Source organism: Aeromonas sp. A600620, from assembly GCF_029479985.1.
In the GTDB taxonomy this organism is placed as follows: Bacteria; Pseudomonadota; Gammaproteobacteria; order Enterobacterales; family Aeromonadaceae; genus Aeromonas; species Aeromonas veronii_A.
In genome coordinates this window covers 1-21,572 of sequence record NZ_JAAKXB010000024.1, presented here as the reverse complement: position 1 = coordinate 21,572, position 21,572 = coordinate 1, and the positions used below count along the sequence as shown (strand labels likewise).

The 21,572-nt window shown below is 60.6% G+C and carries 14 protein-coding genes and 1 tRNA gene; 12 read left to right on the top strand and 3 right to left on the bottom strand.

The window, feature by feature from the left end; genetic code table 11:
- Position 1: 1 nt before the first annotated feature.
- Positions 2 to 77: transfer RNA gene (locus G5533_RS20125), tRNA-Gly, on the bottom strand.
- A gap of 249 nt (positions 78 to 326) precedes the next feature.
- Here G5533_RS20125 and G5533_RS20120 point away from each other — a divergent pair.
- The 11 genes from G5533_RS20120 to G5533_RS20070 all read left to right on the top strand — a co-directional run bounded on the left by G5533_RS20120 (position 327) and on the right by G5533_RS20070 (position 16,650).
- Entirely contained in the window at positions 327 to 3,764 is a 3,438-nt protein-coding gene (locus tag G5533_RS20120) for an ATP-binding protein (RefSeq protein ID WP_043822397.1), read from the top strand.
- A gap of 415 nt (positions 3,765 to 4,179) precedes the next feature.
- Positions 4,180 to 5,865, top strand: coding sequence for an ABC transporter substrate-binding protein (locus G5533_RS20115; protein WP_069554043.1), 1,686 nt, complete (start codon positions 4,180 to 4,182; stop codon positions 5,863 to 5,865).
- A gap of 118 nt (positions 5,866 to 5,983) precedes the next feature.
- A complete protein-coding gene (locus tag G5533_RS20110) occupies positions 5,984 to 6,967 on the top strand; it encodes an ABC transporter permease (RefSeq protein WP_005353818.1) in 984 nt (327 codons plus the stop codon).
- A gap of 1 nt (position 6,968) precedes the next feature.
- A complete protein-coding gene (locus G5533_RS20105; protein WP_005347708.1) occupies positions 6,969 to 7,889 on the top strand; it encodes an ABC transporter permease in 921 nt (306 codons plus the stop codon).
- Complete coding sequence (locus G5533_RS20100) at positions 7,886 to 8,905, top strand: ABC transporter ATP-binding protein (RefSeq protein ID WP_139731703.1); 1,020 nt, start codon at positions 7,886 to 7,888, stop codon at positions 8,903 to 8,905. Before G5533_RS20105 ends, G5533_RS20100 begins: the two co-directional genes overlap by 4 nt.
- 11 nt (positions 8,906 to 8,916) lie before the next feature.
- On the top strand, positions 8,917 to 9,909 hold the full coding sequence (locus G5533_RS20095) for an ABC transporter ATP-binding protein (RefSeq protein WP_139410701.1): 993 nt from the start codon (positions 8,917 to 8,919) through the stop codon (positions 9,907 to 9,909).
- Positions 9,910 to 10,023: 114 nt separating this feature from the next.
- Positions 10,024 to 11,745 carry a glycoside hydrolase family 9 protein gene (locus tag G5533_RS20090; protein WP_203117187.1) on the top strand — a complete coding sequence of 574 codons (1,722 nt, stop codon included), beginning with the start codon at positions 10,024 to 10,026 and terminating at the stop codon, positions 11,743 to 11,745.
- Positions 11,738 to 12,610: a BadF/BadG/BcrA/BcrD ATPase family protein gene (locus G5533_RS20085; protein WP_441255244.1), complete on the top strand. Its 873-nt coding sequence runs from the start codon at positions 11,738 to 11,740 to the stop codon at positions 12,608 to 12,610. Before G5533_RS20090 ends, G5533_RS20085 begins: the two co-directional genes overlap by 8 nt.
- Positions 12,595 to 14,460, top strand: coding sequence for a beta-N-acetylhexosaminidase (locus tag G5533_RS20080; RefSeq protein ID WP_421255846.1), 1,866 nt, complete (start codon positions 12,595 to 12,597; stop codon positions 14,458 to 14,460). Before G5533_RS20085 ends, G5533_RS20080 begins: the two co-directional genes overlap by 16 nt.
- A 213-nt stretch (positions 14,461 to 14,673) precedes the next feature.
- Complete coding sequence (locus G5533_RS20075; protein WP_441255243.1) at positions 14,674 to 16,227, top strand: methyl-accepting chemotaxis protein; 1,554 nt, start codon at positions 14,674 to 14,676, stop codon at positions 16,225 to 16,227.
- Between the two features lie 66 nt (positions 16,228 to 16,293).
- Positions 16,294 to 16,650 carry an MGMT family protein gene (locus G5533_RS20070; protein WP_441255242.1) on the top strand — a complete coding sequence of 119 codons (357 nt, stop codon included), beginning with the start codon at positions 16,294 to 16,296 and terminating at the stop codon, positions 16,648 to 16,650.
- A 16-nt stretch (positions 16,651 to 16,666) separates the two neighbouring features.
- Here G5533_RS20070 and G5533_RS20065 read toward each other — a convergent pair whose 3' ends face one another.
- Together G5533_RS20065 and topA are read right to left on the bottom strand one after the other, a co-directional pair.
- Complete coding sequence (locus G5533_RS20065) at positions 16,667 to 16,831, bottom strand: hypothetical protein (protein ID WP_005334891.1); 165 nt, start codon at positions 16,829 to 16,831, stop codon at positions 16,667 to 16,669.
- A gap of 108 nt (positions 16,832 to 16,939) precedes the next feature.
- Entirely contained in the window at positions 16,940 to 19,561 is a 2,622-nt protein-coding gene (gene topA, locus G5533_RS20060; protein ID WP_421205502.1) for a type I DNA topoisomerase, read from the bottom strand.
- 355 nt (positions 19,562 to 19,916) lie between these two features.
- On the opposite strand from topA, the gene astB reads away from it, so the two are divergent.
- Complete coding sequence (gene astB / locus G5533_RS20055) at positions 19,917 to 21,254, top strand: N-succinylarginine dihydrolase (RefSeq protein WP_421352495.1); 1,338 nt, start codon at positions 19,917 to 19,919, stop codon at positions 21,252 to 21,254.
- Positions 21,255 to 21,572: the final 318 nt, after the last annotated feature.

Sequence of the window (21,572 nt, the reverse complement as noted above, 5' to 3'; positions counted from 1 at the left end):
TTGGAGCGGGAAACGAGACTCGAACTCGCGACCCCGACCTTGGCAAGGTCGTGCTCTACCAACTGAGCTATTCCCGCGTTACTGCTTTTGTGCCAGTTGCCTGACAACGAGGCGCATTATACGTACCACGAGCGCCAGCACAACCCCTTTTTCGCAATTTAAACCCTGATGCAGACTGTTTGCTCATGGTTTAAACGCCTTGCTTCATTTTTCTCCAGCCAGCTGTGACCCACCAAGCGAATTTGGGATAAAGTCGTTGAAATGATTACGCTTTCGTTCGAGACTTGAGCGGCTTAATAACCGGATTCTCAATTGAAAATCACAAGATGAAATGGATCTTCACGCTTCGTGGGCTCAGGCCGCAGTTAATGCTGGCTTTTTTCATGTTGGGCATGGTGCCCTTTTTGGTCATCACCCTCTTCTTCCTATACAGCCACGGCAAGGATCTCACCACCCAGACCTCCAACCATCTGGTCTCCGTCCGTAATATCAAGAAGAGTCAGCTCGAGGATTACTTCAACAACCTCAAAGAGCAGATCATCAACTTCTCCCAGCAGGATTTTGCCGGCAACAGTATCGGCCGTTTCTATGGCTTTACCGGCGCCTTCGAGAAGTTGGGCACCACACCGCAGGAGGCCCGCAGCCGTGCCCAGGCCCGCTATCTGCCCGGTTCCTGGGATCAACTGCGCAAACCGGACAGTCAGGTGGAGATCGAACCCTCCATCACGGCGCTTATCCTCGCCGACGAGATGTATGGCCGGGTGCACCAGCGCTTTCATCGCGGCTACGCCGACATGGTGCGCAAATCCAACTACAGCGACATCTTTCTGGTCGACCTCAACGGTGATGTGGTCTATTCGGTCACCAAGCACCCTAACTTTGCCACCAATCTGCTCTCAGGACCTTATCAGGGCAGCGGCTTGGGCCAGACCTTTGCCAAGATCAAACGCCGCCTTGATGGTGGCCAGAAGCCGCAGCAGATCTTCGAGTTCACCGATTTTGGCCGCAACGAGCTGACCGGGCAGGTGGTCGCCTACATGGCAGCCCCCGTGATGCAGTACGACTATGTGCGCGGTGTGGTGATTTTCGAGCTGCTGCCGGACAAGCTCAACCAGATCATGGCGGAGCGGGAGGGGCTGGGCGAGACCGGCGAGACCATCCTGATCGGCCCGGACAAGCGGATGCGCGCCGATGCCTGGCTGGCGCCGGAGTTCAGCGTCGAGAACAGCTTCAGCCCCAACTTCCGTCCACTGCAAACGCCCCTCATCACCAAGACGCTCTCCGGCGAGCAGGGGGTCGGGCTGTTCCACTCCTATCAGGATGACGAGGTGCTGGCCGCCTACACCCAGGTGAAGGTGTTCGATACCGAGTGGGCCTTTATCGCCGAGATCTCCACCCGGGAAGCCTATGCCCCGATCCGCCAGCTGGAAACTCTGGTAATTGTGCTGGGGGCGGGCTCGGTACTACTGCTGATCCTCTTCTCCCGCTGGCTCTCCCACTCCATCACGGCGCCGCTGCGCTCCCTGACCGAAGCGGCCGAGCAGGTGGCCGACGGCGCGCTGGATCACCCCATCGCCATCGAGCGCACCGGCGATGATATCGACCGGCTGGCCGAGGCGTTTCGCCATATGCAGCGCTCGGTGAAGGACAAGATCGAACTGATCGAACAGCAGACCCAGGAGCTGCAACAGCAGGTCAAGCTGACCCACAAGCAGAACCTCAGCCTGCAGCAAGCGGACAAGCTCAAGGATGAACTGCTGGCCAACACCTCCCACGAGCTGCGTACCCCCATTCACGGCATCAAGGGGATGGCCGAGTCGATGCTCGCCAGCCAGCAGGATTTGACCGAAGGGCAGCAAAAGCAGCTCGGCCTCATCATCAAGAGTGCAGACGGCTTGGCCCGTCTGGTTGACGATCTGCTGGACTACCACCAGATGCGCTACGGCCAGCTGGAGATCCACTCCCAGCCCGTCTCATCCAAGGGGGTTATCCGGCTGGTGCTGGACCTCTGCCAGCATCTGGTGCAGGCCAAACCCCTCACCCTGGTGGATATCAGCCCGGCCGAACTGCCGCCGGTACTGGCCGATGAGCAGCGGCTCGAACAGGTGCTCTACAACCTGGTGGGCAACGCCATCAAGTACACGCCGCAGGGCAAGGTGGTGCTCAGTGCCATCGTCGAGAACAACTTCCTGCGCATCAAGGTCACGGATACCGGCATCGGCATCGCCCCCGACCATCTGGAACATATCTTCGAGCCGCTGGTGCAGATGAGCCCGGAGGTAAGCAAGCAGGGGGCCGGCCTTGGCCTCTCCATCACCCGCCAGCTGGTGCACCTGATGGGGGGCGAGCTGTTTGTCGAGAGCGAGCCGAGCGTCGGCTCTACCTTCGCCTTTACCCTGCCCCTTGCCACCGGCAAAGCGGCAAATCTGACTCTAGACAGCCGCCAGATCGAGCATCAGCTGGTGCGCCAGCAACCGCTGATCCTGCCTGACTGGGAGAGCGACGATCTGCCCCCTCCCCCCGAGGATGCGCCGCTCATTCTGGTGGTGGATGACGAGCCCATCAACCTGCACATCCTGCGCCATCTGCTGCAGCCCTGCGGCTACCGCATCCTGCCCAGCAGTGACGGCCACGATGCGCTGGCCAAGCTGGCCGAGGAGCCGGTGGACCTCATCCTGCTCGATGTGATGATGCCGACCCTTTCCGGTTTTGACGTCTGCCGTCGCCTGCGCCAGCAACACCCGAAAGATATGCTGCCGGTGCTGCTGCTCACCGCCCTTAACCAACCCAAGGATATCGAGGAGGGCTTTGGTGCCGGAGCCAACGACTATCTGGTCAAACCCTTCTGCAAGGAGGAGCTGTTTGCCCGGGTCAAGGCACTGCTGGAAGCCAAGGCCGGACGCGCCTCGCTGGTAGAGAACCGGCTATTGAAGCAGGAGATCGAACATCGCCTCACCCTGCAGGATCGGCTGCATCAGGATCAGCAGCGGCTGCTGGCCCTGCTCGGCGAAGGGGCCGACCCCATGATCTTTATCGACGAGCAGGGCACAGTGCTGTTTGCCTCCAGGGTGTTGGCACGCCTGCTGGGGCAGGAGCCGGAAGCCATGGAGGGGCAGCCCCTCAATGAGTGGCTCGCCACCCCGCTGCAACAGCAGTGGCCCGACCTTGCCAGCGAGCGGGAACACAATCTGGAGTTTCTGGTGGCCGGGCAAAAAGATGTGCTCAACGCCCGTGCCCTGCCCATCGCGCTCGGAGGACAGGCCGCTTTCGCCCTCACTCTGAGTACCGAGCTGCGTCAGGATGAGAACCGGGTAATGGCGCTGGAGAACGCCCTCAAGAACCTCTCGCGGCAAGCCATCATCGAAGATGAACAGCTGCTGGGCGAGTTGAGCCGCCTGGGTGGCGAGTTCCGTTCGCTGGCCGACGACCTTATTCGCCAGCAGGATGACGAGCCGCTGCGCCGTGCGCTGGTAGAGACCATGCAGCTCACCCTGGATGCCTGGCAGCAGGGGACCGGCAAGGGCAAAATCGTGCTGGCGGAGAAGAGCAAGCTGTGGCGGGTCTATATGGACAGATCCAGTCCGCAGACCCGAACCCTCGACAAATACCTGAGTCTGGACACCCTGCCCAAGTCGCCACGCTGGAAGACGGTCGTGGCCACCACCGAGTATGTGCTGGGCCACTGCCCGCTCAATGACCACCAGCGCCAGCAGTTGCAGCACAGCGCCCAGACCCTGCGTCAACTCGCCAACCGCAAGCCGTGACACGGCGCCCTAAACGGGCGCCGGATCACAATTGGCAATCTGGTTTCTTTTTATGCAAAACAAAGCCCCGCCCGACCACGAAACCGAGAGCAGATCCAATTCACAAATTTGTCATATACGCCATTTTCACAGCCACTTTTTACGCGAAAGCAAATAACACAAACTAATGATTCTAAACAGATAAAAAATCATTTTGACGAGATTGACGTAACACCGTCAATTTTTACGAAAACAACGAAATCAATAGTTGTTGTTTTCCTGTTAATTCTGGTTTGCTTAGGGCGTTGGAAAACAGAACGACAAAGGTTAGACACCTGACCAACACAGAGGGCCGATTTCATCAGCATGCGAAACCGGTGCTCACACAAAACAAGGCGAACCCTCGGGAATGCCAAAAAATAAGAAAGGAAAACATATGCTTGCCAAAGTATCCAAAATCTCTACCGCTGTAATGCTGGGAACCATGATGCTTGCCGGTGCCGCCGGTAACGCCATGGCCGCAGAAAATAAAACCGTGCTGACCATGGTCGCACAGCAGGAAACTGCCTGGGTCAAGAACTTCAACCCCTTCCTGCAAGCGGGCTTGCTGCACACCACCCGTCACTTCATCTATGAACCGCTGGTGATCTTCAACGATATGCAAGGGGGCAAACCCGTCTATCGTCTGGCCACCAACTATGCGTTCAGCGATGACCTGAAATCCGTCACCTTCGATCTGCGTGACGGCGTGAAGTGGTCTGACGGCGAAGCCTTTGATGCCGATGACATCATCTTCTCCTTCAATCTGGTCAAGGCCAACAAGGCGCTGGATGAGCGCTCAATCTGGACCCAGATCAAGAGCGTCGAGAAGCTGGCCCCCAACAAGGTCAAATTCGACCTGACCGAGGTCAACACCAACGTGGTGAACGATCTGGTGCTGGTACCTATAGTGCCGGAGCATCAGTGGAAATCGGTGAAAGATCCGGTTGCCTTCACCAACGACAAGCCGGTTGGTACTGGCCCCTTCACCGAAGTGGACAACTTCTCCGCCCAGCTCTACACCCAGTGCCGCAACCCGCACTATTGGGATAACGCCAACCTCGCTATCGACTGTATCCGCATGCCGCAGATGGCCACCAACGACCAGGTGCTGGCGGCTGTCATGAAGGGTGACATCGACTGGTTCGGCTCCTTCGTGCCGGATATCGAGCGCCTCTACGTCGGCAACGATCCGAAGAACAACAAATACTGGTTCCCGGCCTCCGGTACCGTGGCGTTCAACGTCAACTTCCAGACCAAGAACCCGGGCAATAACGAAGCCTTCAACGACATCAACTTCCGCCGCGCCTTCTCCATGGCGATGGACCGCCAGTCCATGGTGGATATCGCAGGCTACGGCTACCCCACCGTCAACGAGTACCCGTCAGGTCTGGGCAAAGCCTTTGACTCCTGGAACAACCCGGAAGTGGATAAGAAGTACGGCAAGTACAACAAGTTCGATCTGGAAGGGGCCAAGGCCCTGCTGAAAGAGGCAGGCTACAAGGATTGTGACGGCGACAAGTTCCTCGACACCCCGAGCTGCAAAAAGATCGAGTTCAAGGTTCTGGTGCCGAACGGCTGGACCGACTGGGTCAACACAGTACAGATCGGTGTAGAAGGGCTGCAGGCACTGGGCCTGAACGCCAAGACCGCCACCCCGGAAGCAACCGTCTGGACCGAGAACCTCATCACCGGTGACTTCGATGTCGCCCTGCAGGGTTACTTTGCCGGTGCCAACCCGCACAAGTACTTCGAGACTGCATTCCACTCCCGCAACATGGGTGAGCGCGGCAACCGCTTCGCCGCACCCCGTTACAAGGATCCCGAGCTCGACAAGCTGATCGATGACTTCACCCAGACCGCCGATGCGGCCAAGCAGAAGGAGATCATGTTCGCCATCCAGGATCGTGTTGGTGCCAACCAGACCATCATTCCGGTCTTCAACAACCCGACCTGGTATGAGTACAGCACCAAGCGCTTCAACGGCTGGTTCAGCGCTGATAACCCGGTAGCCAAACCTCAGCTCCACCCGGACACCCCTGAGCGTCTGCTGCACGTGTTGTCCCTCAAGCCAAACAGCTAAACAATCCCGGCCCCCTGCGGGGGGCCATCTTCCCCGTTAATCCCCTTCTTGCCCGGCTTTGCCGGGGTTGGGGTAGCTATACCCGACGCGGGGCAGACTTGCAGTAAAAGGTACTATCATGGGATTCATACTGAGACGCTTTTCCTTCTATCTGGTTGCCTTTCTGGTAGCCGCCACCATCAACTTCCTGTTACCCCGTGCCATGCCAGGGGATCCTGTCTCCGTGATGTTTGCCCGCGCTGGCGCCATGATGGAACCCGCCGCCCTGGAAGCCCTCAAAGCCACCTTCGGCTTTGTCGACGGCCCCATCGGCACCCAGTTTCTCACCTATGTGAAGAGTGTCTTCACCTGGGATCTCGGCACCTCGGTGCGCTTCTACCCGCAGCAGGTCTCTGACGTGCTGGGCCGTGCCATCGGCTGGACCCTGTTTCTGGTCGGCACCTCCACCATCCTGAGCTTCTCCATCGGTTCCATCGTCGGCATCTTCGCCGCCTGGTATCGCGGCGGCCGGATGGACAGCATTCTCTCCCCGCTCACCCTGGTGATGCAGGCCATTCCGCCTGTGGTGGTCTCCCTGCTCGCCCTGTTCCTGTTCGGAGTCAGCCTCGAGTGGCTGCCCATCGGCTACGCCTACAGCCCGGAGATCAAGGCTGACTGGGGCTGGGAGCACATCAAGAGCATCATGACTCACGCCATCATGCCGGTGCTGACCCTGGCCGTGGTACAGGTGGGGGGCTTTCTCATCACCATGCGCAACAACATGATCAACCTGCTGGGCGAGGATTACATCACCATGGCCAAGGCCAAGGGGCTCTCCAGCAACCGGGTGATCTTCAACTACGGTGCACGCAACGCCATTCTGCCCAGCGTCACCGCCCTCTCCATGGCGCTCGGTTTCGTCATCGGTGGCTCTCTCATCACCGAGGTGATCTTCAACTACCCCGGCCTGGGCCTGACCCTCTATCAGGGCATTCTGGCCCGCGACTACCCGCTCATTCAGGGGCAGCTGCTCATCATGACCATCACCATGCTCAGCTTCAACTTCCTGGCCGACGTGCTCTACGTCTTCCTGGATCCCCGTCTGCGTACAGGAGGCAAATAAGATGCGTATGCCGACCATTCTCAAAATCCTGCTGGGCAACAAGAAGGCTGCCTGTGGCCTCGCCATCGTGGTTGCCTTCGTACTGATGGCCCTCTTTGCCCCCATTCTGGCCAGCAACGAGCCGACCAAACGGGTTGCCCGCCCCCACCAGCCGCCCAGTGCCGAGTTCGTGATGGGTTCAACCCGCATGGGCCACGACATCTGGGCCCAGTTCACCAACGGCGCCCGTATCTCGCTGCTGGTGGGCTTCAGCGCAGGCCTGCTGGTCTGCACCCTGGCCGTCGCCATCGGCATCACCGCCGGTTACTTCGGGGGTCTGGTGGATGAGTGCCTCACCTTCCTGATGAACGTGGTTCTGGTGATCCCCAACCTCCCCTTGCTACTGGTGCTGGCAAGCTTTATCGGGGAGGCGTCACCGGCGGTGATTGCCGTGATAATAGGGTTGACCTCGTGGGCCTATGGCGCGCGGGTTATTCGTGCCCAGACCCTGGCCCTGCGCGAGAAGGAGTTCGTCATCGCCGCAGAAGTGCTGGGCGAGCCGGCCTGGCGCATCATTCTGGTGGAGATCCTGCCCAACCTCATCTCCATCATCGGAGTGAGCTTCATCGGCTCCATCATCTACGCCATCGTCACCGAAGCGACCCTGGAGTTCCTGGGGCTTGGCGACCCGACCGTGGTGAGCTGGGGCATCATGCTCTACAACGCCCAGACCTCCAGTGCCATTCTGGTCGGCGCCTGGTGGGAGATCCTGGCTCCCTGCTTTGCCATCGCCACTCTGGGTGCCGGTCTGGCCCTGCTCAACTTCGCCATCGACGAAATTGCCAACCCGCAGCTGCGCTCCCACAAAGGGCTGAGCCGCTGGAAGAAACTCGCGGCGCCGGTCACCACTCCGGTTGCCACAGCACAGGAGAAGACAGCATGAACAAGCATCCCCTGCTGTCAGTACGCAATCTTTGCGTCGACTACATCACCGAAAATGGCGACGTGCGCGCCGTCAACTCGGTGAGCTTCGATATCAGACAGGGCGAGATCTTCGGCCTCGCCGGTGAGTCAGGCTGCGGCAAATCCACCGTCGCCTTCTCGGTGGCCCGGCTGCACAAGCCGCCCGCCTACATCAGCGGTGGCGAGATCCTGTTCAAGGGGGAGAACATCCTCCATTACAACGACGAGCGGCTGCGCTCCTATCGCTGGCAACAGGTGTCGGTGGTGTTCCAGTCCGCCATGAACGCCCTGAACCCTGTGCTGCGGATGGAGGAGCAGTTCTGCGACGTGCTGCTGGCCCACAACCCCGGCCTGACCCGTTACGAGGCGATCAAGCGCGCCCAGGAGCTGCTCACCATCGTCGATATCCACCCGAGCCGGCTCAAGGACTACCCGCACCAGTTCTCCGGCGGCATGCGCCAGCGGCTGGTGATTGCCATCGCCATGGCGCTCAACCCCGAGCTGCTCATCATGGATGAGCCGACCACGGCGCTCGATGTGGTGGTACAGCGGGAGATCCTGCAGAAGGTCTATGCCCTGAAAGAGAAGTTCAACTTCTCCATTCTGTTCATCACCCACGACCTCTCCCTGATGGTGGAGTTCTGCGATCGCATCGGCATCATGTATGCCGGTGAACTGGTGGAAGTCGCCCCCTCCAAGGCGATCCTGACCGCGCCGCTGCACCCCTATACCAGAGGGCTCGGCAACTCCTTCCCGCCCCTGCACGGGCCGAAGAAGGTGCTGGAGGGGATCCCGGGCACACCGCTCAACCTGCTGGAGGTGCCGGTCGGCTGCCGCTTTCAGGCCCGCTGCGGCAAGGTGCACGATCGCTGCCGTCAGGAGTACACCAAATTGGCCGAGATCCGCCCCGGGCAACAGACCGCCTGCCACCTCTATGAGGAGCAGGGGCTGCAACAAGATTCCGTGATCTATCTGGACAAGGCCGCTGGCTGTTAAGGATGTCTGTCATGCAAATCGCCAAAACCGATGCACCCATCATCGAAGTCCAGCACCTCTACAAGGACTTCCCCATCAACTCCAATGCCATCAAGAGTGGCAAGATGCGGGCGCTCTCCGACATCACCTTCAACCTGCACCGGGGCCGCGCCCTGGCGGTGGTCGGGGAGTCGGGCTCCGGCAAGAGCACCATCGCCAAGATCATCGCCAAGATGTACAAGCTCAGTGCCGGGCGCATTCTCTATCGCGGCCACGATCTGGAGGAGTTCAACAAGGGCACCGCCCTGCTGGACTATCGCCAGAGCGTGCAGATGGTGTGGCAAGACCCGTTCGGTTCGCTCAACCCGACCCACACCATCTATCACCACATCGCCCGCCCCCTGCTGCTGCACAGCAAGGTGATCGACAAGAAAGAGCTGCCCGACATGGTCTACGCCCTGCTGGAGAAGGTCGGCCTGACTCCTGCCAAGGCGACCGCGGCCAAGTATCCGCACCAGCTCTCCGGCGGCCAGCGCCAGCGGGTCAACATCGCCCGCAATCTGGCGGTGGAGGCGGAAGTGGTGCTGGCGGACGAACCCACCTCCATGCTCGACGTCTCCATTCGCATCGGCATCCTCAACTTGATGGAGCAGATGAAGAACGAGCTCGGCGTCTCCATGCTCTACATCACCCACGACATCGCCACCGCCCGCTATGTGGCGGAAGATCTGGCAGTCATGTATGTGGGACACATGGTGGAGTGGGGCGAGGTGGATGAGATCCTGCACCACCCGCAGCACCCCTACACCCAGCTGCTCATCTCGGCTGTGCCCGACCCCGAGAAGAGTATCCACGCCGAGCTGGAGGGGGGCCGCAAGGGGGAGATCCCGCTCTGGACGCCGGAATCCTGCGGTTGCCCCTTTGCCGGGCGCTGCAATCAGGCGATGCCCCGCTGCAAGGAGGCGCTGCCCCCCATCACCAGGCTTGCCGACAACCACTTCGTGCGCTGCTATCTCTACGAGTGAAGGTGAGACTTAGATCGGCCGGACAACCCTGTCCGGCCATGCCTCGATACGGGGCGGCCACAGCCCCGTGATGTGCCTCACCGCCCGGCGGTGAACCACAGGAGTAATACCTTGATGGAACTCTTGATCAATCAGGTGGGCTACGAGTGCGACGGACACAAGATCGCCCTGTTGCAAACCTCCCCCGCCCCTGATCTCGGCGGCTATGTCAGGCTGCAACGCCTCGATGATGGCCAGATCCTGTTTGAAACCCCGCTGCAACCGGCTGGCAGCGTCCCAGGCTGGCAAGGGCGCGCTTACTGGCGTGCCGACTTCTCCGCCTTCAAGGAGCCCGGCGACTATCGGCTGGAGGCGATCACTGCCCAAGGCATTGTCCGCTCGACCCGCTTTGCCATCGGCCAGGATCTGCTGGCCAGCCGCTGCCTCTCCGATGTCATCCACTACTTCAAGGGGCAGCGCGCCAGCGGCACCTTCGATCGGGCCGACCGCAACGCCCGCCTGTTTGGCACCGACCAGCACAAAGATGTTCACGGCGGCTGGTTCGATGCCAGCGGCGACATGAGCAAGTACCTGAGCCACCTCTCCTACGCCAACTACCTCAACCCCCAGCAGACCCCCATGGTGGTGTGGGCTCTGCTCAAGTGCCGGGAACTGCTGGCCCCGCGCCGCGATATCGACGGGGTGAACCTCTGCAAGCGGCTCAATGACGAGGCGCTGCACGGCGCCGATTTCCTCTGCCGGATGCAGGATGAGTCGGGCTTCTTCTACATGACCCTGTTCGACAAGTGGAGCAAGGACCCGGAGCAGCGCGAGCTATGCGCCTATGCCACCCAGCAGGGGCTCAAGTCCGCCAACTGGCAGGCAGGTTTTCGCCAAGGGGGCGGCATGGCCATCGCCGCGCTGGCCCGCGCCGCCCGCGAGAGCGTCAGCGGCGACTTCGATGCCAGCCGCTACGCCGAGGCCGCCAAACGCGGCTACCTGCATCTGCGTGAACACAACCTCTCCTATCTGGATGACGGGGTCGAGAACATCATCGACGACTACTGCGCCCTGCTGGCAGCGGTAGAGCTGACCGGCACCTTCGGCGCCGAGTGGCTGAATGAGGCGAGAGCTCGCGCCAGCAAGCTTTGCGCCCGCCAGCGCCCTCATCCTGAGCTGGGCCACTACTGGTCGGCCAACGAGGATGGCTCGCGCCCCTACTACCACGCCGCTGAGGCGGGTCTGCCGGTGCTGGCGCTGCTGGAATATCTGGGCGTAGAGCCGGATCAGGAATACAAGGCTAGGGTACAAACCGTGGTGGAGCAGGCGCTGGCCGCCGAGCTGGCGCTCTGCGCACGGGCGGGCAACCCCTTCTCCCTCGCCCGCCAATATGTCAAAGGGGTGGATGAAGCGCCGCACGTCAGCTTCTTTATGCCCCACAACAACGAATCCGGTTACTGGTGGCAGGGGGAGAACGCCCGCTTGGCCTCGCTGGCGACCATGGCCTTTGCTGGCGCCCGCCACTTCCCCCGCCAGAGCCAGCCGCTCATCACTTACGGTCAGCGCCAACTCGACTGGATCCTCGGGCAAAACCCCTTCAACGCCTGCATGCTGGCGGGCCACGGCATCAACAACCCCGCCTATACCGCCGGGTATCCCAATGCGCAGGGGGGCATCTGCAACGGCATCACCTCAGGGTTTGATGACGAAAATGAGGTGGCCTTTATTCCGGAGGAGTACAAGGATCGGCTGGATCAGAACTGGCGCTGGGGCGAGCAGTGGATCCCCCACGCTGCCTGGTTTGCCCTGGCCATCACCTGGCTGAATGCGCAGGGAAATGGAGGTCGCCATGATTGAGTTCTGGGTCGGCGTCGATGGTGGGGGCACCCACACCCGCGCCCGCATTCGAGATCGGGCGGGCAAGCTGCTCGGAGAGGGGCGCGCAGCCGGATCCAATCTGGAGCTGGGCATCCCCCATGCCCACGCCAATGTGCTGGCTGCCATCGCCAGCGCCCGCCTTGCCGCCGGGATCGCTATCGAGAGTGAACAGCAGATGGGGGTCGGGCTGGCGCTCGCCTCCGCCGAGCTGGCCGACTGCTATCACGCCCTGCTCGAGATGCCCTTCCCCTTTGCCAGCGTCAGGCTCACCTCCGATGCCTTCGGTGCCTGCCTCGGCGCCTTTGGCGGCCGTGAGGGGGCCATTCTGATCGCAGGTACCGGCTCGGTGGGGCTGGTCTATCAGGAGGGGCAGATCCGCACCTGCTCCGGCCGCGGCTTCCCCATTTCAGACATAGGCAGCGGCGCCTGGCTGGGGCTGCACGCCATCCAGCAATCCCTGCTCTGCCACGATGGCATTCTGCCCCCCAGCACCCTCGCCATCCGCTTGATGGACCGCTTCAAGCGGGATCAGGCCGAGGTGGTACGCTGGGCCGCCCGCGCCATTCCGGCGGACTATGGCCACTTCGCCCCCTGGGTATTTGATGCAGCCAGCGATGGCGACGAGCTAGCCAATCAGCTGCTGGACGAAACTTGCGAACAACTGCGGATCCTGCTGGAGGGAATGACCCAGCTGGGTGCCAGACAGATCGCCCTGCTGGGTGGGATTGGCACCCGCCTCGCTCCCCGTCTCGGCCAGCTCAACCTGATCCCCCCCCAGGCAGATGCGCTCGATGGCGCCATCCTGTTTGCCCAATCAGAGGATTTTCCATGTCTACACCCCTGATCCACACCCAGGTAGCCCGACGTGACGGCGAGGATGTCTGGTTCACTTTCACCCTCTCCCGCATGCCTGATACCAAGTGGAAGCTGCACTTCTGTCTGGCTCGCCATATCGACCCCGACTCCTTGCAAGGGGGGGAGCTGGAGCGCCAAAGCGGCAGCTACAAGGTGATTGTCCCGAACGCTGGCAGCTGCGAGCTGCGCTTTTGCTGCCGCCAGACCCCCATCAAGAAGCTCTCCGACATGCCGCAGGGCTTTTTCCTCAGCTTGCCGGAGGCGACCACGGGTGCCCAGCTGCTACCGGTGACGCTGGCGGCGCAGGATCTCGGACTGGAGAACCCGCCGGTAACCCGCCCCGACCTGCCGGATGTCGAGTCCCTGCCCGGTATCGTGCCGCAACCGGCCCATCTGGTACTGCTGGAGGGGAACTTCCGGCTGGCCGAGCGGGCTCATGTCAGCGCTCCCCGCGATGTACCGAAATTGCTGGCCCACTTTAACGAGCTGACGTCGCTGGCGCTGGAGCAGGATCACGACGCTGAAATCCGGCTGACCGAGGCCAAGCTGGCCCCCGAAGCCTACCAACTCACCATCACGCCGCAGGAGGTGGTAATTGCCGCCGCCGACGAAACGGGCTGGCGCCACGGGCTGGTCACGCTGGCCCAGTGGTATCTGCAACATGGCGAGAGCCTGCCCTGCGTCACCCTGGAGGATGCCCCGCGCTTTGGCTTTCGCGGCATTTTTCTCGACTGCGCCCGCCACTTCCACACGCCGGCCACCATTAAGCGCCTGCTCAAGCTGATGAGCCTCTACAAGTTCAACCGCTTCCACTGGCATCTGACCGATGACGAGGGGTGGCGACTCGAGATCAAGGCCTTCCCGGCACTGACCGACGTGGGAGCCTGGCGCGGCCACGATCTGGCGATCGGCCCCCAGCTCAGCGGCGGTGCCGAACCCTATGGCGGCTACTACACCCAGAGCGAGGTGAAGGAGCTGGTGAGCTATGCCGGTGAGCTCGGCATCACCGTCATTCCCGAGATCGACATTCCGGGCCACTGCCATGCCGCCATCAAGGCGCTGCCCGAGTTGCTGATCGAAACGGCGGATCACTCCCGCTACCGCTCGGTTCAGCATTTCGATGACAACGTGCTCAACCCCGCCCTGCCCGGCACCTACCGCTTTCTGGAGGCGGTGCTGGACGATGTATGCGAGCTCTTCCCCGGCCCGCAGATCCACATGGGGGGTGACGAGGTGCCGACCGGGGTCTGGACCGACAGCCCCGCATGCCAACAGCTGATGGTCGAGCAGGGCTACGCCGACTGCCGAGAGTTGCAGGGCCATCTGCTGCGCCACTGCCAGCGCTATCTGGCCGCCAGAGGCAAACAGATGATCGGCTGGGAGGAGATCCTGCATGGCGACAAGGTGAGCCGCAAAGCGGCCATCTGTGCCTGGACCAGCTTTCAGGCGGGGCTGGATGCTGCCGCGGCCGGTTATCCGGTGGTGATGGCGCCCGCCCAGTTCCTCTATCTCGATCTCGCCTGGAGCGCCGATATTCATGAACCCGGCCTCTACTGGGCGGGTACCCTCAATCTGGAGCAGGTTTATGCTTGCGATCCTGCCCCAGCCGATTTCCATGCCAACGATAACATCCTCGGGGTGCTGAGCCCCTTGTGGTCAGAATTGATCACCAGCCGTGATCGTCTCGACTACATGTTGTTCCCGCGTATGCTGGCCACGGCCGAGGTGGCCTGGAGCGATCCCGCCCACAAGGGCTGGGAGCACTTCGCCGCCCGCCTGCCGGGTCAGCTGCAGATCCTCGATCAGTTGCAGGTGCGCTACCGGATGCCACAGAGGTAATGTTGTCTCTACTTTGGCGGCCAATTGGCCGCCTTTTTTACGATTAGCCAACAAAACATCAACTTCCCCCCTACCATTCATCCGCCATTATTGGCAAAATCCAGCCCCCAATGAAGCTGGTCTGCCTCCTGCTGGCGCGAGCCTGCGGCCACCTCCAGATCTGCCACAATAACAACGACAACATTATCAACAAGAACATCGGAGCGTATTCCTATGGCCCGCAGAGACGTCCATACCCTGGATAGCGAAGTGGAGTTTCCTGCCGACGTACAACTGGTCTCCACCACTGACCTGCGCGGGGTGATCACCTACGCCAATCCGGCTTTTTGCGACATCGCAGGCTACACGGTCGATGAACTGGTGGGACACAACCACAATCTGGTACGCCACCCCGACATGCCCAAGGCCGCCTTCGCCGATCTCTGGGCCCGCCTCAAGGAGGGCAAACCCTGGCGCGGCATCGTCAAGAATCGCTGCAAGGATGGTCGTTACTACTGGGTAGATGCCTATGTGACCCCCATCTATGAAGGCAACAGGATCAGCGGCTACCAGTCGGTACGCTGCAAACCCGAGCCCCATTTCAAGCGCATCGCCGCTCAGACCTACCAAGCCCTGCTCAAGGCCGAGCGCGGCAACAGCAGCAACCTACCCTCTCTTGCCAAAGTACGCACCCCGGCCATTACCCTGCTGCTGCTCGGCCTGATGGGCTGGACCTTCGCCAGCCAAGGGGCCATGACCGTCCTGCTGATGCTGCTGCCCCTGTTGCTTATTGGCGGAGCCTACTGGCGCGAGCTCTTTGCCCTGCCCCACTATCTGCAGCAGCTGGGCCGTGAATATGACAGTCTGACCCGGTTGGTCTACTCCGGTGACAACCCCGGCGCCATTGCCGATTTTCATATCAAGATGCTTCAAGCCCGCATCCGAACCGTGTTGGGACGGATCAACGATGCCACGGCACCTCTGCAAACCCTGGCCATCAATCTGAAGCAGGCCTCTCATCAAGCCTGTCTCGATATCAACGAGCAAGATGCCCAGACCCAGCAGATGGCTACGGCTATGACTCAGATGGCCAACACAGCTCACGAGATCGCCCGCAACATTCAGGACTCCAACGGTCAGATCAACGAAGCTCGCAATCGTTGTGAACAAACCAACCAGCAGTTGAACCAGACCGAACAACAGATCGAACAGCTCGCCAAACAGGCAGAGCTGGCGTTCAACTCGGCAGTGGAGCTCGCCAGCGAATCCGAACGGATTGGCAGTGTCATGGGCGAGATCCAGGGCATCGCCGAGCAGACTAACCTGCTGGCCCTCAACGCCGCCATCGAAGCGGCTCGCGCCGGAGAGCAGGGCCGTGGTTTTGCGGTGGTCGCAGACGAGGTGCGTACTCTATCGACCCGCACCCACAAGGCAACCGAGCAGATCCAGGGCAGCATCAAGCAGATCCAGTACACTCTGGGACGTTGGAAGGGGATGATGCAGGAGAACCTGCAACAGACCCGCGCATGTGCCGAGATGACCCGCCAGGGCGCCAGCAGCCTCCATACCGTGCTGGCAGAGATAGAGCTGGTCACCGAACACTCCACCCAGATCGCCACCGCTGCTGAGCAGCAACAAGCGGTCGTGGAGGAGATCAGCCGCAGCATCCACCAGATCTCCGAGTACTCCCACGCCAACAGTCAGAAGATGCTGGATGTCGATCACTCCAGCCAGGCCCTGCTGGAACGGGCCAAGCAACTGAAGGGGCTTAGCCAGACCTTCGGCTGAATCATTGCCAGCCCCATGACAGAAGCGCCACAATGGCGCTTCTGTTGTTTTTGACGAATCGGGTCTATGAGCATTGAACCAAGTCCATCCCCATTGAACAAAACGGCCCGTATCGAAGCTATCATCGCCCTGATCCCGGCAGGCCGGGTAGTCAGCTATGGTCAGGTGGTCGATCTGGCGGGGCTGCCCGGACGGGCAAGACTGGTAGGCAAGGTGCTGCGGGAAACCGACAAGGTACTGCCGTGGCATCGGGTGCTGGGCGCTGCGGGCACTATCTCGTTACCGAAAGGATCGCCAGGCTTTGCCGAACAGACGGGACGCCTGCAGCAGGAGGGGGTCGTGGTGATCGGGGGGCGGGTCAGAATGAAGGAGTGGCAATGGCAGCCCGATCTGGCCGAGCTGCTTTTTCTACTGCCGTTTTGAGGGGGTCACAGCCGGATCACTCCAGCGGCGCCAGGATCTCGTCGCTGCGCACCTGCACCGGTATGGTCTCATCCGCGCGCTGCAGCAGCACCAGCAGACTCTGCCGGTCAACCTCCAGCACATAGGCCGCCCCTTCCCGAGTCATGCAGCTCATGCCCGGCCGGATCTCGTTAATCTCCATCTCAACCTCCTTGTCTACTTCGCGATTGATGACAGCTGCACTCCTTGCAGCTGTCTCAGTATACCGCTATCCATAAGCAAAGAGGCCCCGTGTCGGGGCCTCTTTTCATCAGGCTTTTTTAGCCTTTGGCAAACTCTCTTGCCAGGTACCGTTGTCGTAGTGAGCGGTCCAACCGGTCGCCTTGCCGTTGACCTCGCTCATCACGTACTGCTCCTTGGTCTTGCGACTGAAGCGTACGATGGCGGGGTTGCCGTCTGGATCGGTGAGCGGGGCACCGGCCAGATACTTGTGCTTGGCGGAGATGCGATCCTTGAAGCGCTTGAGCTCTTCCACCAGCGGCGCGCGGGTCTCGCGGGATTTGGGGAAGTTGCTGGCCGCCAGGAACAGACCGGCAGCCCCGTCACGCAGCACAAAGTGAGCATCGGACTGGGTACACTTGAGCTCCGGCAGCGGCACCGGATCCTCCTTCGGCGGCGCGATGTCGCCGTTTTTCAGGATCTTGCGGGTGTTCTTGCAGGTCTCGTTGGTACAACCCATGTACTTGCCGAAACGGCCGTTCTTGAGCTGCATCTCGGCTCCGCAACGGTCGCACTCGATGCTCGGCCCTTCGTAGCCCTTGAGCTTGAACTGGCCCTTCTCGATCTCGTAGCCATCGCAATCCGGGTTGCGACCACAGACGTGCAGCTTGCGGCTGTCATCGATGATGTAGGCATCCATCGCAGTGCCACAGACACCGCAGCGGTGCTTGGCGCGCAGCGCTTCGGTTTCCGCCTCTTCGCCGTCAGTGGCGGAGACAAATTCGTCGGCAGAGACCAGGTTGATGGTCTTCTTGCAGCGCTCTTTCGGCGGCAAGGCATAGCCGGAACAGCCGAGGAACACGCCGGTGGTGGCAGTACGAATCCCCATCTTGCGGCCGCAATCCGGGCAGTCGATGTCGGTCATCACCATCTGGTTGGCACGCATGCCGCCCTCTTCGGGCGCCTTGTCAGCCTTCTCCAGCTCCTGGGTAAACTCGGCGTAGAAGGCGTCCAGTACCTTCTTCCACTCAAGGCTCCCTTCGGCGATGCCATCGAGCTTGTCTTCCATCTTGGCGGTGAACTCGTAGTTCATCAGCTCGACGAAGTTCTCCACCAGACGATCGGTGACGATCTCACCCATCTTCTCGGCGAAGAAACGGCGGCTCTCGACCCGCACATAACCACGATCAACGATGGTGGAGATGATGGAGGCGTAGGTAGAGGGACGGCCGATGCCGCGTTTTTCCAGCTCGCGCACCAGCGCAGCTTCGGTGAAACGGGCAGGCGGCTTGGTAAAGTGCTGGCGCGGATCCAGCTTGACCAGTTTCAGCACCTCGCCCACGGTGACCGCAGGCAGCTGGCTATCTTCACCCTTGCGACCCATCGGCGGCAGCGCCTTGGTCCAACCGGCAAAGCGCAGGGTACGACCACGGGCCTTGAGCTCGAACTCACCCGCCTTGACGGTCAGGGTGGAGGAGTCGTACTGAGCCGGGGTCATCTGGCAAGCAACAAACTGACGCCAGATGAGATCGTAAAGACGCATGGCATCCGGCTCCATCCCTTCCAGCATCTCGGCTGTCACCTGTACGTTGGAGGGACGGATCGCCTCGTGCGCTTCCTGGGCATTGGCCTTGGCACCATACAGATTCGGCTCGGCTGGCAGATAGGCAGCGCCATACTGCTCTCCGATATATTCACGCACCGCTTCAACCGCCTCTTTGCTGAGGTTGGTGGAGTCGGTTCGCATATAGGTGATGTAACCCGCTTCATAGAGACGCTGGGCCATCATCATGGTCTTCTTGACCCCAAAGCTCAGACGGGTAGAGGCCGCCTGCTGCAGGGTGGAGGTGATAAACGGCGCGGACGGTTTGGAGCCGGTCGGCTTGTCTTCCCGGTTAACGATCTTGTAGTCGACCCCTTCCAGGGCTGCGACAGCGGCAAAGGTCTCGGCCTGGGTCACCGGCTTGAAGTCGGCACCATTGCGGCTGACCACTTCCATCCGCAGATCGCTCTTGTCAGCGGTCAGCAGGTCGGCATTGAGATCCCAGAACTCGACCGGTACGAACGCCTTGATTTCGCGCTCTTTATCGACGATGAGACGCACCGCAACGGACTGCACTCGACCGGCGGAGAGACCGCGGGCCAGCTTTTTCCACAGCAGCGGGGAGACCATGTAACCCACCACGCGGTCGAGGAAACGACGGGCCTGCTGGGCATTGACGCGGTCAATATTGAGTTCGGACGGCTGGGCAAACGCCTCCTTGATGGCGCTCTTGGTGATCTCGTTGAACACCACGCGCTTGTAGCGGCTGTCGTCGCCACCGATGATCTCGCGCAGGTGCCAGGCGATCGCTTCCCCTTCTCTATCCAAGTCGGTTGCGAGATAGATGGTGTCGGCTTTCTCGGCCAGACTTTGCAACTCGCTGACCACCTTCTCCTTGCCGGGCAAAATCTGGTAGTTAGCCTGCCAGCCAGCGGTCGGATTGATACCCATCCGGGCAAACAGGGCCTTGCGATCCTTGGCAGCCTTCTCGGATTCACTCAACTTGATGCCGCGAATGACAGGTTTCTTGGGCTCGGTGCTGGCGCTGCCGCTGGTGGGCAGATCGCGAACATGACCAACGCTGGATTTCACCACGTAGTCCTTGCCCAGATATTTGTTGATCGTCTTGGCCTTGGCCGGAGACTCCACTATGACCAGTGATTTGCCCATGCTGTAACTATTATCCTCATTGCACCCGACGGGGTTGGTGTGCGGTTTTGTGGGGCTGTATAAGAGATTTGGCGCGAAAAAGCAATCTTGTGAGCAAATTTGCCTGACCAGCCCGAACCACACGGCTTCTTTTATTGCTTCTTTATTTATTAATGCGAAGGCAACAGGCCGGACGCAACCGCTTTTTCAATTTTCTGCCATACCGCCCCTCTTTTTATATCTGAAACGACATAAAAACGTCTGCTGGTTACCGGCTTGTTACAAAAACATAAAATCTCTTTATAATGGCCCAACCCCGACGCATTGCGCGCGGAAGGAACCGCTACCCATCATAAAAATCGAAAGGATGTACTCAATGAAGCACTTCGAGGTCAATTTCGACGGTCTGGTCGGCCCGACTCATAACTATGCTGGCCTCTCCTACGGCAACGTTGCCTCCCAGAGCAATGCCCAGGAGGCTTCCAATCCGAAAGAGGCCGCCAAACAGGGGCTGCGCAAGATGAAGGCGCTGACCGAGCTTGGCATGACCCAGGGGGTACTGGCGCCACAAGAGCGTCCCGACCTCGCCACCCTGCGCCGCCTCGGCTTCACCGGCAACGATGCCAGGGTGCTGGAGCAGGCCGCCAAACAGGCTCCCGCCATACTGGCTGCCTGCTATTCGGCCTCCAGCATGTGGACCGCCAACGCCGCCACCGTCTCTCCCAGTGCCGATACCCAGGATGGCCGCATTCACTTCACCCCCGCCAACCTGACCAACAAGTTTCACCGCTCCCTGGAGCCGGACGTTACAGGCCGTATCCTGCGCGCCGTGTTCAACAATGATCGCCACTTCAGCCACCACCTCCATCTACCGGAAAATGACCACTTCGGCGACGAGGGGGCAGCTAACCATACCCGCCTCTGCCGCGCCTATGGCGAGGCGGGTGTCGAGCTGTTCGTCTATGGCCGCAGTGCCTTTGACTACTCCCGCCCGGCGCCGAAGCGCTATCCGGCCCGCCAGACTCTGGAGGCAAGCCAAGCCATCGCCCGCCTGCATGGCCTTGGCGAGGAGAGCGTGGTGTTTATTCAGCAAAACCCGGAGGTGATCGATCAGGGGGTATTCCATAACGACGTGATCGCGGTGGGCAACCAGAACGTGCTCTTCTTCCACCAACAAGCGTTCCTCAACACCGAAGCGGTGCTGACCGAGATCAGCGACAAGTTTGGCGAGGGGGATTTGCACTTTATCGAAGTGCCGACTGCCGAGGTATCCGTGCTGGATGCGGTGAAATCCTACCTGTTCAACACCCAGATCCTCACCCTGCCGAGCGGCGAGATGGCCATTATCGCCCCCACCGAGTGCCGCGATAATCCGGCGGTGTCGGCCTATCTTGGCAAGCTGCTGACGCAGGAGACCCCGATCAAAGCAGTCCACTATATGGATGTGAAACAGAGCATGCGCAATGGTGGCGGCCCCGCCTGCCTGCGACTGCGGGTTGCCATGAACGATCAGGAACTCGCCGCGGTCAATCCGGCTTGCCTCATCAACGACAGCCAGTTTGCCCGCCTCGATGGCTGGGTCGATCGCCACTACCGCGACCGCCTGACCCTCGATGACCTGCGGGACCCGGCACTGGTGCAGGAGTCCCGCAGCGCGCTGGACGAGCTGACCCAGATCCTGAAACTGGGTTCGGTCTACCCGTTCCAGCGCTAGATGTGATGCCCGAGAAGACCGCCGACGCTGGCGGTCTTCTGCTATTTCCCTTCTCTTCAGCGCGATCGCCAACTTGCACGGATGCTGTTTTGTGCAGAAAAGCAGCGCACAACTTGCTGATAAGCTTGAATTTTGAGCTGGGTGTATCAAAAAATCGACGAACAGTCATTTTTTACTGCCAGATGCCTCATCAAGGGGTTCACAAAGCCTCTGGATCTGATAGTATGCGCCTCGCACTTGGGGAGGGGTTCCCGAGCGGCCAAAGGGATCAGACTGTAAATCTGACGGCTCTGCCTTCGAAGGTTCGAATCCTTCTCC

What these genes read in the sequence shown, in the direction of transcription:
- G5533_RS20120 (WP_043822397.1), top strand. Translation starts at nt 327, where the DNA reads ATGAAATGGATCTTCACGCTTCGTGGGCTCAGGCCGCAGTTAATGCTG.
- G5533_RS20115 (WP_069554043.1), top strand. Translation starts at nt 4,180, where the DNA reads ATGCTTGCCAAAGTATCCAAAATCTCTACCGCTGTAATGCTGGGAACC.
- G5533_RS20110 (WP_005353818.1), top strand. Translation starts at nt 5,984, where the DNA reads ATGGGATTCATACTGAGACGCTTTTCCTTCTATCTGGTTGCCTTTCTG.
- G5533_RS20105 (WP_005347708.1), top strand. Translation starts at nt 6,969, where the DNA reads ATGCGTATGCCGACCATTCTCAAAATCCTGCTGGGCAACAAGAAGGCT.
- G5533_RS20100 (WP_139731703.1), top strand. Translation starts at nt 7,886, where the DNA reads ATGAACAAGCATCCCCTGCTGTCAGTACGCAATCTTTGCGTCGACTAC.
- G5533_RS20095 (WP_139410701.1), top strand. Translation starts at nt 8,917, where the DNA reads ATGCAAATCGCCAAAACCGATGCACCCATCATCGAAGTCCAGCACCTC.
- G5533_RS20090 (WP_203117187.1), top strand. Translation starts at nt 10,024, where the DNA reads ATGGAACTCTTGATCAATCAGGTGGGCTACGAGTGCGACGGACACAAG.
- G5533_RS20085 (WP_441255244.1), top strand. Translation starts at nt 11,738, where the DNA reads ATGATTGAGTTCTGGGTCGGCGTCGATGGTGGGGGCACCCACACCCGC.
- G5533_RS20080 (WP_421255846.1), top strand. Translation starts at nt 12,595, where the DNA reads ATGTCTACACCCCTGATCCACACCCAGGTAGCCCGACGTGACGGCGAG.
- G5533_RS20075 (WP_441255243.1), top strand. Translation starts at nt 14,674, where the DNA reads ATGGCCCGCAGAGACGTCCATACCCTGGATAGCGAAGTGGAGTTTCCT.
- G5533_RS20070 (WP_441255242.1), top strand. Translation starts at nt 16,294, where the DNA reads ATGAGCATTGAACCAAGTCCATCCCCATTGAACAAAACGGCCCGTATC.
- G5533_RS20065 (WP_005334891.1), bottom strand. Translation starts at nt 16,831, where the DNA reads ATGGAGATTAACGAGATCCGGCCGGGCATGAGCTGCATGACTCGGGAA.
- topA (WP_421205502.1), bottom strand. Translation starts at nt 19,561, where the DNA reads ATGGGCAAATCACTGGTCATAGTGGAGTCTCCGGCCAAGGCCAAGACG.
- astB (WP_421352495.1), top strand. Translation starts at nt 19,917, where the DNA reads ATGAAGCACTTCGAGGTCAATTTCGACGGTCTGGTCGGCCCGACTCAT.